Annotated in this window: 14 protein-coding genes and 2 pseudogenes; 13 read left to right on the plus strand and 3 right to left on the minus strand. The window is 71.7% G+C overall.

Annotated features, from left to right (window positions below; all coding sequences use genetic code 11):
- Window positions 1-80: 80 nt before the first annotated feature.
- From QQK35_RS14755 to QQK35_RS14795, 9 genes and pseudogenes are all read left to right on the plus strand, one after another.
- A complete protein-coding gene (locus QQK35_RS14755; RefSeq protein ID WP_284254834.1) occupies window positions 81-1,262 on the plus strand; it encodes a Gfo/Idh/MocA family protein in 1,182 nt (393 codons plus the stop codon).
- Entirely contained in the window at window positions 1,259-1,969 is a 711-nt protein-coding gene (locus QQK35_RS14760) for a ThuA domain-containing protein (RefSeq protein WP_284254835.1), read from the plus strand. The genes QQK35_RS14755 and QQK35_RS14760 overlap by 4 nt, the downstream gene beginning before the upstream one ends.
- Before the next feature lie 77 nt (window positions 1,970-2,046).
- Window positions 2,047-2,787: a sugar phosphate isomerase/epimerase family protein gene (locus QQK35_RS14765; RefSeq protein ID WP_284254836.1), complete on the plus strand. Its 741-nt coding sequence runs from the start codon at window positions 2,047-2,049 to the stop codon at window positions 2,785-2,787.
- Complete coding sequence (locus tag QQK35_RS14770) at window positions 2,784-3,884, plus strand: Gfo/Idh/MocA family protein (protein WP_284254837.1); 1,101 nt, start codon at window positions 2,784-2,786, stop codon at window positions 3,882-3,884. Before QQK35_RS14765 ends, QQK35_RS14770 begins: the two co-directional genes overlap by 4 nt.
- A gap of 31 nt (window positions 3,885-3,915) precedes the next feature.
- Window positions 3,916-4,923 carry a sugar phosphate isomerase/epimerase family protein gene (locus QQK35_RS14775; RefSeq protein ID WP_284254838.1) on the plus strand — a complete coding sequence of 336 codons (1,008 nt, stop codon included), beginning with the start codon at window positions 3,916-3,918 and terminating at the stop codon, window positions 4,921-4,923.
- 136 nt (window positions 4,924-5,059) lie between these two features.
- Window positions 5,060-5,677, plus strand: a complete 618-nt coding sequence (locus QQK35_RS14780) for a TetR/AcrR family transcriptional regulator (RefSeq protein ID WP_284254839.1) — start codon at window positions 5,060-5,062, stop codon at window positions 5,675-5,677.
- Complete coding sequence (locus QQK35_RS14785) at window positions 5,674-6,858, plus strand: MFS transporter (protein WP_284254840.1); 1,185 nt, start codon at window positions 5,674-5,676, stop codon at window positions 6,856-6,858. Before QQK35_RS14780 ends, QQK35_RS14785 begins: the two co-directional genes overlap by 4 nt.
- Before the next feature lie 88 nt (window positions 6,859-6,946).
- Window positions 6,947-8,175 (plus strand): annotated as a pseudogene (locus QQK35_RS14790) (alanine racemase).
- A complete protein-coding gene (locus QQK35_RS14795; RefSeq protein WP_284254841.1) occupies window positions 8,172-9,467 on the plus strand; it encodes a D-arabinono-1,4-lactone oxidase in 1,296 nt (431 codons plus the stop codon). Before QQK35_RS14790 ends, QQK35_RS14795 begins: the two are co-directional and overlap by 4 nt.
- Here QQK35_RS14795 and QQK35_RS14800 read toward each other — a convergent pair.
- Complete coding sequence (locus tag QQK35_RS14800; protein ID WP_284254842.1) at window positions 9,464-10,012, minus strand: adenine phosphoribosyltransferase; 549 nt, start codon at window positions 10,010-10,012, stop codon at window positions 9,464-9,466. The two genes, QQK35_RS14795 and QQK35_RS14800, sit on opposite strands and share 4 nt — an antisense overlap.
- A 35-nt stretch (window positions 10,013-10,047) precedes the next feature.
- Here QQK35_RS14800 and QQK35_RS14805 point away from each other — a divergent pair, with 35 nt between their 5' ends.
- Together QQK35_RS14805 and QQK35_RS14810 are read left to right on the plus strand one after the other, a co-directional pair.
- Window positions 10,048-10,620, plus strand: a complete 573-nt coding sequence (locus tag QQK35_RS14805; protein ID WP_284254843.1) for a LemA family protein — start codon at window positions 10,048-10,050, stop codon at window positions 10,618-10,620.
- Window positions 10,621-10,668: 48 nt separating this feature from the next.
- Complete coding sequence (locus QQK35_RS14810) at window positions 10,669-11,562, plus strand: M48 family metalloprotease (protein ID WP_284254844.1); 894 nt, start codon at window positions 10,669-10,671, stop codon at window positions 11,560-11,562.
- Between the two features lie 21 nt (window positions 11,563-11,583).
- On the opposite strand, the gene QQK35_RS14815 is transcribed toward QQK35_RS14810, so the two are convergent.
- A complete protein-coding gene (locus QQK35_RS14815) occupies window positions 11,584-12,774 on the minus strand; it encodes a winged helix-turn-helix domain-containing protein (protein ID WP_284254845.1) in 1,191 nt (396 codons plus the stop codon).
- Between the two features lie 48 nt (window positions 12,775-12,822).
- The gene (locus tag QQK35_RS14820) at window positions 12,823-13,164 is read right to left on the minus strand and encodes a DUF3467 domain-containing protein (RefSeq protein ID WP_284254846.1); all 342 of its coding nucleotides are present in this window, start codon (window positions 13,162-13,164) and stop codon (window positions 12,823-12,825) included.
- 120 nt (window positions 13,165-13,284) lie between these two features.
- On the opposite strand from QQK35_RS14820, the gene QQK35_RS14825 reads away from it, so the two are divergent.
- On the plus strand, window positions 13,285-14,484 hold the full coding sequence (locus tag QQK35_RS14825) for an AI-2E family transporter (RefSeq protein ID WP_284254847.1): 1,200 nt from the start codon (window positions 13,285-13,287) through the stop codon (window positions 14,482-14,484).
- Between the two features lie 25 nt (window positions 14,485-14,509).
- Window positions 14,510-15,732 (plus strand): annotated as a pseudogene (gene ilvA / locus QQK35_RS14830) (threonine ammonia-lyase).
- The last annotated feature ends 10 nt before the right edge of the window (window positions 15,733-15,742 follow it).

Consider the following 15,742-nt stretch of genomic DNA (forward strand, 5'->3'; position numbering starts at 1 on the left):
CGGTTCGCGAAACTATTGTGGATCCTGCGCGACTTTTCTCTGCGCCACCACCCCCGCTTCGATCTCGACGAGGAGAAGACATGTCGACCACCCCGCTGCGGGTCGCCCTGATCGGCACCGCGTTCATGGGACGCGCGCACTCCCAGGCCTGGCGGGTCGCCCCGCGCATGTTCGAGCTGCCCCGCGACGTGGAGATGTCGGTCATCGTCGGGCGCGACGCCGGTCGCACCGAGGCGGCCGCCCGGCAGCAGGGTTGGCACGAGGCCGCGACCGACTGGAAGCAGGTCGTCGAGCGCGACGACATCGACGTCGTCGACATCTGCACCCCGGGCGACAGCCACGAGGAGATCGCGCTCGCCGCGCTCGCGGCGGGCAAGCACGTGCTGTGCGAGAAGCCGCTCGCCAACACCGTCGCCGAGGCCGAGCGCATGGCCGACGCCGCCCGCGACGCGGCCACCCGCGGCGTGCTGGCGATGTGCGGCTTCAGCTACCGCCGCACCCCGGCTGTCGCGCTCATGCAGCGCATCGTCGCCCAGGGCCGGCTCGGCGACATCCGGCACGTGCGCGCCCAGTACCTGCAGGACTGGATCAGCGACCCCGACGCCCCGCTCACCTGGCGCCTCGACAAGGAGAAGGCGGGCTCCGGCGCGCTCGGCGACATCGGCGCGCACATCATCGACTCGGCGCAGTGGATCTCGGCCTCCCTGATCACGGCCGTCTCGGCCCAGCTGCGCACCTTCGTCACCTCCCGCCCGGTGCAGGGCGAGAGCGTGGGTCTCGGCGGCCGCGGCGCGTCGGGCGCGGAGCGCGGGCCGGTCACCGTCGACGACGCCGCCGTGTTCACGGCCGACTTCGACAACGGCGCCCTCGGCGTCTTCGAGGCGACCCGGATGGCGCTCGGCCGCAAGAACGCGAACCGCATCGAGCTGAACGGCTCGAAGGCGTCGATCGCGTTCGACTTCGAGCGCATGAACGAGCTCGAGTACTTCAGCGCCGACGACGAGACGGGCCTGCAGGGCTTCCGTCGCATCCAGGTCACCGAGCCGGAGCACCCGTACCTGGAGGCCTGGTGGCCGGCCGGGCACGGACTCGGCTACGAGCACGCGTTCGTGCACGAGGTCGTCGACCTGGTGCGCGCGATCGACGCGGGTTCCGAGATCCATCCCACGTTCGACGACGCCGCGCAGGTTCAGCGTGTGCTCGCGGCGGTGGAGACCAGTGCCGGCGACGAGAGCCGGCTGACGAAGGTGGAGAAGAAGTGAGCGAGCGCAAGGCGCTGGTCGTCCGAGGCGGCTGGGACGGGCATCAGCCCGTCGAGGCGACCAACCTGTTCATCCCGTTCCTCGAGCAGAACGGCTTCGAGGTGCGGATCGAGGAGTCCAACGAGATCTACACCGACGAGGCGGTGATGGACGAGACCGACCTCGTGCTGCAGCTCGTGACGATGTCGACGATCTCGCGCGAGGCCCTCGCCGGGCTCCGTCGCGCCGTCGAGCAGGGCGGGACCGGCATGGCCGGGTGGCACGGCGGCATCGCCGACTCGTACCGCAACAGCGAGTGGTACCTGCAGATGATCGGCGGGCAGTTCGCGGTGCATCCCTCGAAGGCCCCGGACCAGGTGCACGGCGACATGGACGACAACTACCTGCGCTACACCGTGAACCTGACCGACCTCGGCCGCTCGCACGAGATCATGGCCGGGATCGACGACTTCGAGCTCGAGACCGAGCAGTACTGGGTGCTGCACGACGACCTCAACGACGTGCTCGCCACGACGACCCACCCGGTGCAGCCCTACCACCCGTGGCACCGGCCGATCGTCTCGCCGGCGATCTGGACCCGACTGTGGGGCGAGGGCCGCATCTTCGTCTCGACCCCGGGCCACCGGGTCGAGATCCTGCAGGACCCCAACGTGAAGACCATCATCGAGCGCGGCCTCCTGTGGGCCGCCCGCGCGGTGGAGCTGTAAGTGAAGGCCATTTCTGGCCTTCACCGCGACCCCAGCGCCGGCCGCCGTCTCGGCAGCCGGTCAACCAAGGAGGAACAGTGAGCGCCCCCATCTCCGTCCAGCTCTACAGCGTGCGCGACGCGCTCGCCGCGGACCGGCCGGGAACCCTGGCTCGCCTGCGCGAGCTGGGCTTCACACAGGTGGAGCCCTTCGGGTTCGCGAACGGCCCGGACGCGCTGCACGCCGACCTGGAGGCCGCCGGTCTCGGCGTCTCGTCGGGGCACACCTCGCTCGTCGACGCCGACGCGGATGCCGCGCTCGACGCCGCGGCTCTGCTCGGCATCCCGGTCGCCATCGAGCCCGCCGTGCGCGACGTCTGGACCGACGCCGACGAGGTCAAGCGCGTCGCCGCCCGCCTCAACGACCTCGCCGCACAGGCCGCCGGCCGCGGCCTCAAGGTCGGCTACCACAACCACTGGTGGGAGTTCGAGCCGCTCGGCGAGGGCACCGCGTACGACCTGTTCGTGAGCGAGCTCGCGCCCGAGGTCGTGCTCGAGGTCGACACCTACTGGGCGACGGTCGGCGGACAGGACGCGCCGGAGCTGCTGCGCCGCCTGGGCGATCGGGTCGGGTTCCTGCACGTGAAGGACGGGTCGCTCAGCGAGGACCCGACCGAGCAGCTGCCGGTCGGCAGCGGCAAGGTGCCGGTGGCCGACATCCTGGCCGCGGCGCCCGGCGCCGTGCGCGTGCTGGAGTTCGACGCCTACGCGGGCGATCTGTTCGAGGGCCTCGCCGAGGGCCTCGCATTCGTGACGAAGACCGAGGGGGACCGCGCGTGAGCGGAACGGGCAGGGTCGGCGTCGGCATCATCGGAGCCGGCGTCATCAGCAGGCAGTACCTGGACTACATGACGACGTTCCCGGACCTCGACGTGCGGTTCATCGCCGACATCGCGCTGGACCGGGCGCAGGAGCAGGCCGAGAAGTACGGCGTCGCGGGCTCCGGCACGGTCGACGAGCTGCTGGCGGATGACGGCATCGAGATCGTCGTCAACCTGACGATCCCGGCGGCGCACGTGCCGGTGGGGCTGCAGATCCTCGACGCCGGCAAGCACATCTGGGCCGAGAAGCCGTTCGCGCTCGACCGCGAGTCGGGGCAGCAGCTGCTCGCCCGAGGGCGGGAGAAGGGCCTGCGCGTCGCGAGCGCGCCGGACACCGTGCTCGGGCGCGGCATCCAGACCTCCCTGCGCGCGATCGACGCGGGCGAGATCGGAACGCCGGTCACCGCGCGGGCGGTGTTCCGCAGCTCCGGGCCGGAGCCGTGGCACCCGAACCCGGACTTCTACTACCAGCCCGGCGGCGGACCGCTGCTGGACATGGGGCCCTACTACCTCACCTCGCTCGTGCAGGCCCTCGGGCCGGTCGCGCGGGTGCAGGGCCGGGCCACCCGGGCGCGCACGGAGCGCGTCATCGGCTCCGGCCCCCGCGAGGGCGCGGTGCTGCAGGTGGACGTCGACACCCAGGTGTACGGGATCCTCGAGTTCGAGGAGGGGGCGGTCGCCCAGGTCGAGTTCAGCTTCGACAGCGCGTTCGCCTACACCCCGGTGCTCGAGGTGCTCGGCGACCAGGGCGCCATGGTGCTGCCCGATCCGAACCAGTTCCACGGCGACACGGAGGTGTTCCCGTGGGGCGGGACGCCGGTGACCAAGAAGGTCGGCGAGCAGCCCGGCCGCGGTACGGGTGTGCTGGAGCTCGCCCGCGCCATCCGGGCCGACGTGCCGGAGCGGGCATCCGGAGCGCTGGCCTACCACGTGCTCGACGTCATGCTCTCGCTCGGCGAGGCCGCGACCTCCGGGGCCGTGGTCGAGGTCGCCAGCACCACCGCGCGCTCGCCGCGCATGCCCGAGGACTGGGACCCGACGGTCGCCACCCTGTAGGACGCTCTAGCCGCAGCTCGAGGAGGAAGCCATGAGCACGCATCCGGTCACCCTGTTCACCGGCCAGTGGGCCGACCTGTCGCTCGAGGAGGTGGCGGCGCACGCGCAGGAGTGGGGCTACGACGGCCTCGAGGTCGCGTGCGGGTCGCACCTCGACGTGCAGCGCGCCGTCGAGGACGACGCGTACCTCGCCGAGTTCCGTGCCGTGCTCGACCGGCACGAGCTGAAGCTGTTCGCGATCTCGAACCACCTGTCGGGCCAGGCGACGTGCGACGACCCGATCGACTTCCGGCACGAGGCGATCGTGCCGAAGCGCGTGTGGGGCGACGGCGAGCAGGAGGGCGTGCGGCAGCGTGCGGCCGAGGAGATGAAGCTCACGGCGCGCGCCGCGCGCCGGCTCGACGTCGACACGGTGATCGGCTTCACGGGCTCGTCGATCTGGCAGTACGTGGCGATGTTCCCGCCGGTGCCGGGCGAGGTGATCGACAAGGGCTACGAGGACTTCGCGAAGCGCTGGAACCCGATCCTCGACGTGTTCGATTCCGAGGGCGTGCGCTACGCGCACGAGGTGCACCCGTCGGAGATCGCGTACGACTACTACACGTCGCTGCGCACCCTCGAGGCGATCGACCACCGGAAGAGCTTCGGGTTCAACTGGGACCCGTCGCACATGATGTGGCAGTACATCGACCCGGTGACCTTCATCCTCGACTTCGCCGACCTGATCTTCCACGTCGACTGCAAGGACACCCGCCTGAAGCCGCGCAACGGTCGCTACGGCGCGCTGTCGTCGCACCTGCCGTGGGGCGACCCGCGGCGCGGTTGGGACTTCGTCTCGACCGGGCACGGCGACGTGCCGTGGGAGGACTGCTTCCGGGCGCTGCGCAAGATCGGCTACACCGGCCCGATCTCGGTCGAGTGGGAGGACTCCGGCATGGACCGCCTGCGCGGCGCGGCCGAGGCCGTCGGCTTCATCCGCTCGCTGCTGTGGGAGCTGCCGACCACCTCCTTCGACGCGGCGTTCTCGACGAAGGACTGACCCGCCCCGCGCGTCCGATCCACCGTTTGCCATCCAATGCGCCGTCCGCGGTGCCGATCGGATGGCAAACAGGCGATCGGATGCGGTGAAGCCGGGCATTGCGTACCGGACACCTGTCTGGGACACTCGTCCCACTATGGCCCGCATCGCCGCCGCCGACCGTCGTGCCCGTCTCGCCGAGGCGGCGCTGACGGTCGCGGCGCGCGACGGGCTGGCCGCGGCATCCACGCGGGCGATCGTGGCCGAGGCCGGGATGCCGCTCGCGAGCTTCCACTACGCCGTCCCGTCGCGCGACGAGCTGCTGCGCGACGTCGTGGGGCTCGTCGTCGCGCAGGAGGGCGACGCGGCGGGCGCCCTGCTCGGCGACGCCGCCGACGTGCGCGGCGCGCTGCGCGACGCCCTCGGCGGCTATCTCGCGCTCGTGCGCCGCGATCCCGGTCGCGAGCAGGCGATGTTCGAGCTGACCCAGCACGCGCTCCGCACGCCCGGTTTGCACGATCTGCCGGCCGAGCAGTATGCGCGCTATCACGCGGTCGCGGCGGCGCTGCTCGAGACCGGCGCGGCCCGGCTCGGTATCCGCTGGGCGGTCCCCGTGGCCGACCTCGCGCGGCTCGTCGTCGGGATCACCGACGGCGCCACGCTCGCGTGGCTCGCCGACCGCGACGATGCGGCCGCCGAGCGCGTGCTCGACCTGGCCGCCGATGCCCTCGCCGTCTTCGCAGCACCCGACACCGGATCGAAGGAGACCCGATGACCGAGACCGCTTCCGCCGCCGGAACCCCCGCCGCCCTCGCCGAACCACGGCGCCGCGTCGGCGGGAGGTGGATCGCCGCGTTCGCCGCCGCGTGGCTCGGCGTCTGGATGGCGCAGCTCGCACCGTTCCAGCAGCTTCTGCCGCTCCAGGTCGAGCGACAAGTCGGCGACACCCCGTGGCAGGACTCGGTGCTCGCGTTCGGCGTGATCTCCGGTATCGCGGGGGTGTGCGCGATCGTCGCCTACCCGCTCACCGGCGCGCTGAGCGACCGCACGACCTCGCGATTCGGGCGCCGCCGCCCGTGGATCGCCGGGGGAGCGCTGCTGTTCGCCCTCGCGGTGTTCGTGCTCGGCTTCCAGAACGAGCTGGTCGGCCTCGGCATCTGCTGGGCCCTCGCGATCGTCGGATTCTGCGTGCTCACCGCGGCGCTGACCGCCACGATCTCCGACCAGGTGCCGGTCGGTCAGCGCGGGGTGGTGGCCGCGTTCATCTCGGCGCCGCAGGCGGTCGGCATCATCCTCGGCATCGTGCTCGTCACGTTCGTCTTCGTGGGCGACGTGGCCGGCTACACGGCGCTCGCCGTGCTGCTCGTGCTGCTCGTCATCCCGTTCCTGGTGCTCGCCCCGGATGCCCGCCTCGCCCGCGCCGACCGCCCGCCGTTCACGCTCGCCGCCCTCATCGAGGGCATGTGGGTGTCGCCCCGCGCGCATCCGGACTTCGGCTGGACGCTGCTCGGCCGCATCCTCGTCAACATCGGCAACGCCCTCGGCACCGGGCTGCTGCTGTACTTCCTCGAGTTCGGCCTGCACCTGAAGGCCGCGGACGCCAACGACGCCCTGCTCGAGCTCGTGCTCGTCTACATGGTGTTCATCGTGATCGCGTCGCTGGTCGGCGGGCGGCTCTCCGACCGGATCGGGCGGCGCAAGCCGTTCGTGATCGTCGCCGCGATCCTGCAGGCGGTCGCCGCCCTCCTGCTCGGGCTGGTGCCCGTCTTCGGGGTCGCGATGGTCGGCGGGGCGCTGCTCGGCCTCGGCTACGGCAGCTTCCTCGCCGTCGACCAGGCGCTCGCCACCCAGGTGCTGCCGGATCCCGCCGACCGCGGCAAGGACCTCGGCATCATGAACATCGCGCTCGCCGTGCCGCAGGCTCTCGCCCCCTGCTCGGCGCCTTCGTGGTCGTGAGCCTCGGCGGATTCGTGACGCTGTTCCTGCTCTCCGGGCTCGCCACGATCCTCGGCGCGCTCGCCATCCTCCCGATCAGGAGCGTGCGATGAAACTGAATCTCGAGACGCGGCCCGAGTCGGCGCCGTGGCGGCATCCGGAGACCTATTGGCCCGCGCTGACCGCGGCCACCCTGAAGCGCTCGGCGCCCGTCGGCGTCATCGGGCTCGAGGCGCTCGCGTCGAACGCGCACGACCTGCTGGAGCGGGCGCAGGGCACGCCGATCCGGGTCGCGTCGAAGTCGGTTCGCGTGCGCGGCGTGCTGGATGCCGTGCTCGCGCTGCCCGGATTCCGGGGCGTCATGGCGTACACGCTCGCCGAGGCGATCTGGCTCGCCGACACGGGCGACGAGCGCTACGAGGACATCCTGGTCGGCTACCCGACCGCCGACCGCACCGCGATCGCACGCCTCGCCTCCGACGAGAAGCTCGCCGCCCGCATCACCCTCATGGTCGATGACATCGCCCAATTGGTCCTCGTCGACGCCGTGGCACCCCGAATGCGCGCAATGAACTCCGGATCGCGGTCGAGCTCGACGCGTCGTACCGTGCGCCGCTGCTCGGGCATATCGGCGTGCGGCGCTCGCCGCTGCACGAACCCGAGGCGGTCGTCGCGCTCGCGACCGAGGTGGTGCGCCGGCCGGGCTTCCGGCTGGTCGGGATGATGGCGTACGAGGCGCAGATCGCCGGCGTCGTGAACAAGGGTCACCCCGTCATCCGCCGCATGCAGGCGTCGTCGGCGACGGAGCTCGCGGAGCGCCGTGGCCGCGCCGTCGCGGGCGTGCGCCGCCTCGCCGAGCTGGAGTTCGTCAACGGGGGCGGCACCGGGTCGATCGAGTCGACCCGGCTCGACGAGTCTGTGACGGAGGTGGCCGCAGGCTCCGGGCTGTTCGGCCCGCACCTGTTCGACGGATACACGCGCTTCGCGCCCGCGCCCGCGGCCGCCTTCGCGCTCGACGTCGTGCGCCGGCCGACCATCGACATCGCGACGGTGCTCGGCGGCGGCTGGATCGCCTCCGGGCCGGCGGCGGCCGACCGCCTGCCGCAGGTGGTGTGGCCGCAGGGGCTCACCATGCTCGCGCGCGAGGGCGCCGGCGAGGTGCAGACGCCGCTGCTCGGCGAGGCCGCCCGCACCCTGCACGTCGGCGACCGGGTCTGGCTGCGGCACACCAAGGCGGGCGAGATCAGCGAGCACCTGGATGCCTTCGCCGTCGTCGAGGACGGCCGCGTCGTCGGCACCCTGCCCACCTACCGCGGAGAGCGGAAGACCTTCCTGTGAGCCCGACCTGGCGCAACTGGGGGCGGTCGGCGGTCGCGCATCCGGTGGAGATCGCGCGACCGGGAAGCGCGGAGGAGGTCGCGGCCGTCGTGCGGGAAGCACGCGAGCGCGGACTGACCGTCAAGGCGATCGGCGCCGGCCACAGCTTCACCGCGATCGCCGCCGCCGACGGCGTGCAGGTCGACGTCTCGGCGCTGGGCGGCATCCGGCGCATCGACGGCGACCTCGTCACGATCGGCGCGGGCACCCGCCTCCACGACCTCACCCGGATGCTCCACACGCACGGCCTCGCGCTCGAGAACATGGGCGACATCGACCGGCAGACGCTCGCCGGAGCGACGAGCACCGGCACGCACGGCACGGGTGCGCGCTTCGGCGGGCTGGCGACCCGGATCGCGGGGGCGACGCTCGTGACGGCCGGCGGCGGCATCCTGACCGTCTCCGAGCGCGAGAACGCCGAGCTGCTGGGGGCGGTGCAGCTCGGCCTCGGGGCCCTGGGCATCCTGACCGACATCACCGTGCGCGCGGTGCCCGCTTTCCTGCTGCACGCGATCGAGCGGCCCGCCGGGCTCGAGGAGGTGCTCGACGACTTCGAGCCGCGCATGACCGCCGCCGACCACGTCGAGTTCTACTGGTGGCCGCACACCGAGCGCGTCATGACCAAGCAGAACACCCGCCTGCCCGCGGATGCCGAGCGCCGCCCCGTCGGACCGCTCGCCAACTGGATCGAGGAGCGGCTGCTGTCCAACGTGGTGCTGGCCGCCAAGTGCGCGGTCGGCCGCGTCGTGCCGGCGCTCACGCCGCCGATCAACCGGCTCGCGACCCGGGTCTACGGCGACCGCGAGTACGTCGACCACTCGCACGAGGTGTTCACGGCGCCGCGCGATGTGCGGTTCCGTGAGCTGGAGTACGCGCTGCCGCGCGCAGCCGTGCCCTCGGCGCTGCGCGAGCTGCGGCGGGCGATCGACGATGCCGGATGGCGCATCGAGTTTCCGGTGGAGGTGCGGGTGGCCGCGCGCGACGACACGTGGCTGTCGACCTCGTACGGCCGCGACTCCGGCTACATCGCGGTGCACCGCTCGATCCGCGAGGACCCGGCCGCCTACTTCGCGGCCGCCGAGCGGATCTTCCTCGCGCACGACGGCCGGCCCCATTGGGGCAAGATGCACACGCTGGGGCGAGCGGAGCTCGAGCCGCGCTACCCGCGCTTCGCGGACTTCCTCGCTGTGCGCGGGCGTCTCGACCCGGAGCACGTCTTCACGAACCCGTACCTCGACCGCGTGCTGAGCTAGACGACGGCGATCGCCCGCACGTCGTCGCGCGCGAGCCGCGCGCGGCCGCCGAGCGCCGCGAGCTCGAGCGCGACCGACACGCCCGCGACCTGGAGCCCCGCGTCGGCGAGCAGCCCCAGCGCCGCCTCGAGGGTGCCGCCGGTGGCGAGCACGTCATCCACCAGCAGCACGCGCGAGCCGCGCGGCAGCTCGTCGCGGTGCAGCTCCAGCGCCGCGGTGCCGTACTCGAGCGCGTACTCGCGCCGGTACACCGCGCGCGGGAGCTTGCCCGCCTTGCGGATGAGCACGAGACCGGTGCCGCTCACCGCCGCGGCGGCCGCCGCCAGCGCGAACCCGCGCGCCTCGACCCCGGCGATCGCGTCGTAGGGTCCGTGCGCGGAGGCCGCGAGCTCCGACGCGACCGCGCGCAGGGCATCCGGATCGGCCAGCACCGGCGTCAGATCGCGGAACAGGATGCCGGGCTCGGGGAAGCCGGGCACGGTCGCGATCAGTCGATCCAGGGCCTCGCTCGCAGCGCTCACCCGGTCAAGGCTAGGCGCGCTCATAGGCGGCCGGGGGTCGCGTCCCCTACCATGAGCCCATGCTCACCGGACTCATCATCCTGATCGTCGTGATCGTGGCCCTCGTGCTCATCATCGGCATCTACCTCTGGGCCACCTACAACGGACTGGTCAAGATGAACGTCCGCGTCGACGAGGCGTGGAGCGACATCACGGTGCAGCTCAAGCGCCGAGCCGACCTGATCCCGAACCTCATCGAGACCGTGAAGGGCTACGCCGCGCACGAGTCCGGCGTGTTCCAGAAGGTCACCGAGGCGCGCGCCGCGACCCTCTCCGCGCAGGGCCCGGCCGAGGCCGGCAAGGCCGAGAACCAGATGCAGTCGGCCCTGAAGTCGATCTTCGCCGTCGCCGAGGCGTACCCGCAGCTGCAGGCCAGTCAGAACTTCCTGCAGCTCCAGGCGGAGCTCGTCGACACCGAGGACAAGATCCAGGCCTCGCGCCGGTTCTACAACGGCGGCGTGCGCGAGCTCAACACCAAGATCAAGGTCTTCCCGAACACGCTGTTCGTGCGGGGGCTCGGATTCACGGAGCGCGAGTTCTTCGAGGTCGACGAGCCGTCGGCCATCGCCGAGCCGCCGCGCGTGCAGTTCTGACCGACGTCTTCCCGACACTGACACCGCAGCACCGGAGAGGTTGATCGCATGTATTCCGCGATCGCCGCCAACAAGCGCAACACCGTGTTCATCATCGCGGTGTTCCTGCTGATCATCGGCGGCCTGGGCGTGCTCGCCGCGTGGCTCCTCAACAGCTGGTCGATCGCGATCGTCGTGTTCGTGATCGCGGCGCTCTACGCGGTGTTCCAGTACTTCTTCGCGTCGGCGCAGGCACTCATGATCAGTGGCGCCCGCCCCATCCAGAAGGCGGACAACCCGCGGCTGTACCGGATCGTCGAGAACCTCGCGATCACCGAGGGGCTGCCGATGCCGAAGGTCTACGTGATCGCCGACCCGGCGCCGAACGCGTTCGCCACCGGTCGCAACCCGCAGACCGCATCCGTCGCCGCGACCACCGGCCTGCTCGACATGATGACCGACCGGGAGCTCGAGGGCGTCATGGCCCACGAGATGGGGCACGTCAAGAACTACGACATCCGGGTCTCGCTCATCGTGTTCGGCCTGGTCGTCGCGATCGGCCTGATCTCGGACATCGTGTTCCGGTTCGTGCTGTTCGGCGGCGGGCGCAGCCGCAACAACAACCTCGGCGGCCCGGCGCTGCTGATCGTGCTCGCCATCGGGATCGTCGCGGCGATCCTCGCGCCCATCGCCGCGGCGCTGGTGCAGGCCGCGATCTCGCGCCAGCGCGAGTACCTCGCCGACGCGTCGAGTGCGCTGACCACCCGCGACCCCGAGGGCCTCGAGTCGGCGCTGGCGAAGCTGCAGGCCGGCTTCCAGCCCGTGCGGCGCACCACCTCGAGCATGTCGCACCTGTGGATCTCTCAGCCCGACAAGCCCGGGTTCATGTCCCGCCTGTTCTCGACCCATCCGCCGATCCCGGACCGGATCGCCCGCCTCGAGCAGAACGCCCAGCGCCTCTAGGCGCGCCGCCGCCCTGCGGCGCTACTTGACCGGCGAGGTGCCCAGCTCCGATGCGAGGGCGCGGGCCGCGTCGCCGCGGTCGACCACCTCGATGTCGGGCAGGCCCTGCCATCCGGCCGCCTCGCGCACGGCGAGGGCGGTCCGCTCGACCGCGGACGCCGGCGCCCCCTCTTCGGTCCAGGCGGACTGCACGCGCAGGGCGCCGCGCTGCCGGTCGCTCTTCAGGTCGACACGGCCGACGATCGCCTCGTCGACCAGCACGGGCAGCGTGTAATAGCCGTACACGCGCTTCGGGGCGGGTGTGTAGAGCTCGATCCGGTAGTGGAACCCGAACATGCGCAGCGCACGGTCGCGATCCCACACGACCGGGTCGAAGGGCGAGAGCAGGGCGGCGGCCTCGATGCGCCGCGGGATGCGCGCGTCGCGGTGCAGGTAGGCGTCCTGCTTCCAGCCGTCGACGCGCACCTGCCGCAGCTCGCCCGCGTCGACGAGGTCGCGCACCGCCTGCTTCGTGTCGTCGATGTACAGCCGGTAGTAGTCCGCGAGGTCGGCGATCGTGCCGATGCCGAGCGCGACCGCAGCGCGGCGCACGAGTTCGCGAAGCGCGTCGGCCTTCGCGATGCGCACGTCGAGGACCTCCGGCGGCAGGACGGTCGGGGCGAGCGCGTATTCGCGCTGAAAGCGGGTGCGGCCGGCGATCGCGACGTCGCCGCTGCGGAAGAGCATCTCGAGGCCCCGCTTCGTCGACGACCACCCCCACCACGGGCCGCCGCGCACGTTCTCCTCGTGCTCGACGTCGCCGGACGTGCGCGGCCCCTGGGCGGCCAGTTCGGCGCGCAGCCAGTCGACGATGCCGGCGTTCTCGCGGAACCACTCGTCGTACTTGGCGCGGAACGCCTCGCGCCGCCAGGCGAACAGCGGCCAGTCCTCGATCGGCACGATCGCGGCCTCGTGGGCCCACTGCTCCGTGTAGGCCGAACGCCGGGCGAACGTCAACCGGTCGAGCAGCCCGCGGTCGTAGGCGCCCAGACGCGCGAACGCGGGCTGGTAGTGGCTGCGCTCGTAGACGTTGACCGAGTCCAGCTGCAGCAGACGCAGTCGCGTCAGCAGCAGGTTCAGCTGGCGCGTGCCGGTGGTCGACGGACGCGATCCGAATCCCTGTGCCGCGAGGAGCACGCGGCGCGCGGCCGCGGGCGAGAGCGAGTCCGGCATCCCTTCATCCTCGCCGGAGCGGCCGACACCGGCGAGCAGGTCGCGGGGTCAGGCGCCGAGCCAGTTGTCGGGCGGGTCGTTGCGCCCCTGCGCGGCCAGCCAGCCGTTGAGCTGCGTCTGCAGCGCCTGGATCAGCGGCCCGACCTGCTCCGAGGGGATCCGCACCCTCGCCGCGACGCGGGCATCCACCACCGTCGGGCCGTCGGGATCCGGACCCTCGGGTGTCATGGCCGGATGCGGTGGCTCCTTCACCGACAGGAAGTCGAGCACGAAGGTGTTCGGCGTGTTCCAGACGTTCGCGAAGTCGGCGAAGACCCCGACCTCCTCGGTCGGCTGGAGGTTCATGTCGATGCGGGTCGGCCGGGGCTGCTCCGGCTGGGCGTCTGCCATCGAGTCAGTATGACCCGGCCGCACCGGAACGGCTGATCGTCGCATCCGAGCCGGGTGTGAGCCGCACGCGGACCCGGTGCGAGGTCCGGAGCGAACAGGGCGGGCTGGCAGACTGACCGGATGGTGTTCCGCAAGCGCTCCGAGCGCGGCGACCGGCGAGGCGAGGCCGTGCGCCCCGTCGTGTCGGCGACGGCCGACGAGACCGTCGCGCCCGGCATGCGCATCGCGGCGGCCTGGTCGTGGCGGGTGCTGGTGGTCGCGGCCGTCGTCGCGCTGTTCTGCTATCTCTTCGTCGCCCTGCACATCGTCGCGATCCCGTTCATGGTCGCGGTCGTGCTCTCGGCCCTCCTCGTGCCGTTCTCGAACTTCCTCCAGCGCCACCGCTGGCCCAAATGGCTCGCCGTCGTCGTGTGCCTGGTCGCGGTCATCGTGGTCGTCGGCGGCCTCGTGACGCTCATCGTGCTCCAGGTGCGCAGCGGGTTCCCCGACCTGCAGAAGCAGACCATGCAGCGCATCGGCGACCTCCGGGCGTTCCTGGCGCAGGATCCGTTCGACCTGTCGGCGAAGGACATCGACGGCTACGTCCAGGACGCCTGGGCCGCGATCCAGAAGGACTCGAGCGGCGTGCTCTCGGGCGCCCTGTCGATCGGCTCGACGTTCGGGCACGTGCTCGCCGGCCTGCTGATCACGCTGTTCTCGACGGTCTTCATCCTCATCGACGGGCGCGGCATCTTCGCCTGGATCGTGCGCCTGTTCCCGAAGCGGGCGCGGGTCGCGGTGCGCGGTGCGGGGGAGGCGGGATGGTCGACCCTCACGAGCTTCGTGCGGGTGCAGATCTTCGTGGCCTTCATCGACGCCGTCGGGATCGGGCTGGGCGCCTGGATCCTCGGTCTCGTGTTCGGCGGATTCCCGCTGGTGCTGCCGATCGCCATCGCCGTGTTCCTGGGGTCGTTCATCCCGGTCGTCGGCGCGGTGCTGACGGGCGTGCTCGCCGTCTTCGTGGCGCTGGTCTACCTCGGGCCGCTGCCGGCGGTGATCATGCTCGCGATCGTGATCCTCGTGCAGCAGATCGAGGGCCACGTGCTGCAGCCCTTCGTCATGGGCACCGCGGTCAAGGTGCATCCGGTCGCCGTCGTGCTCTCGGTCGCGGCGGCGGGCTTCATCGCCGGCATCCCGGGGGCGTTCTTCGCGGTGCCGATCGTGGCCGTGCTGAATGTCATGATCGGGTACATCGCCCGAGGCGAGTGGCGCATCGACCCGCACCCCGACGAGAGCGACGTCACCGAACCGACGAGAGGACCGCACGGCGTTGTCCAGTGACACGAGCGCGCGCCCGGCAGATGTGATGCCGGGCCCCGCGCTGGAGGAGATCCGCGCCGCACGGGAGCGGGTGCGCGAGGTCGCCACCGTGACGCCCATGGAGGAGTCGCGCTTCCTGACCGACCTGCTCGCGCATCCGGTGCACCTGAAGGCCGAGAACCTGCAGCGCACCGGCTCGTACAAGATCCGCGGCGCCTACAACCGGATCTCGCAGCTGAGCCCCGAGGAGAAGGCGCGGGGGTGGTGGCGGCCTCCGCCGGCAATCATGCCCAGGGCGTCGCGCTCGCGGCGCGGGAGCTCGGCATCCACGCGACCATCTACATGCCGATCGGCGCCGCGCTGCCCAAGCTCGAGGCGACCAGCGGCTACGGCGCGGAGGTCGTGCTGCACGGCACCGTGTTCGACGAGACGCTGCTCGCGGCGCTCGAGTTCGCCGAGCGCACCGGGGCCGTCATGATCCCGCCGTACGACCATCCGGATGTCGTGGCCGGCCAGGGCACGCTCGCCTTCGAGATCCTCGATCAGGTTCCGGATGTCGAGAACGTGGTCGTGCCCGTCGGCGGCGGCGGCCTGATCTCGGGGGTCGCATCGGCGTTCGCCCAGCTCGCGCCGGAACTCGGGCGCGAGGTGCGGATCATCGGCGTGCAGGCCGCCAACGCCGCGTCCTACCCGCCCTCCCTCGCCGCGGGGGAGCCGGTGTCGATCACGACGGCGCCCACGATCTCGGACGGCATCGCGGTCGGGCGCCCCGGCTCGCTCAACTTCGAGATCATCCGGCGCACGGTCGACGAGATCGTGACGGTCACCGACGACGAGACCGCCGCCGCCCTCGTCGTGCTGCTCGAGCGCACCAAGCTCGTGGTCGAGCCCGCCGGGGCTGTGGGGGTCGCGGCCGCGATCACCGGCAAGCTCGCGGTGACCGGTCCGACCGTGTTCCTGCTCTCGGGCGGCAACATCGACCCGATGGTCATGGAGCGGATCGTCAGCCGCGGCCTCGCCGCGTCCGGCCGGTATCTCATCGTCGGCATCCCGCTGCCCGACCGCCCGGGCCAGCTCGCGACGATCGCGGACCTGATCGCCGATGCGAACGCGAACGTCGTCGAGGTGCTGCACACACGGCACGGCAACGGCCTGCAGATCACCGAGGTCGAGATCGAGATCCACATGGAGACCCGCGGCCCCACTCACGCGGAGCACGTGCTCGACCAGCTCCGCGCCGCCGGCTACCGCCCGCGCGTCGGCGGCTGAGCACCGCGAC

Origin of the sequence: Pseudolysinimonas kribbensis, from assembly GCF_030161895.1 — a bacterium.
Taxonomy (GTDB): Bacteria; Actinomycetota; Actinomycetes; order Actinomycetales; family Microbacteriaceae; genus Pseudolysinimonas; species Pseudolysinimonas kribbensis.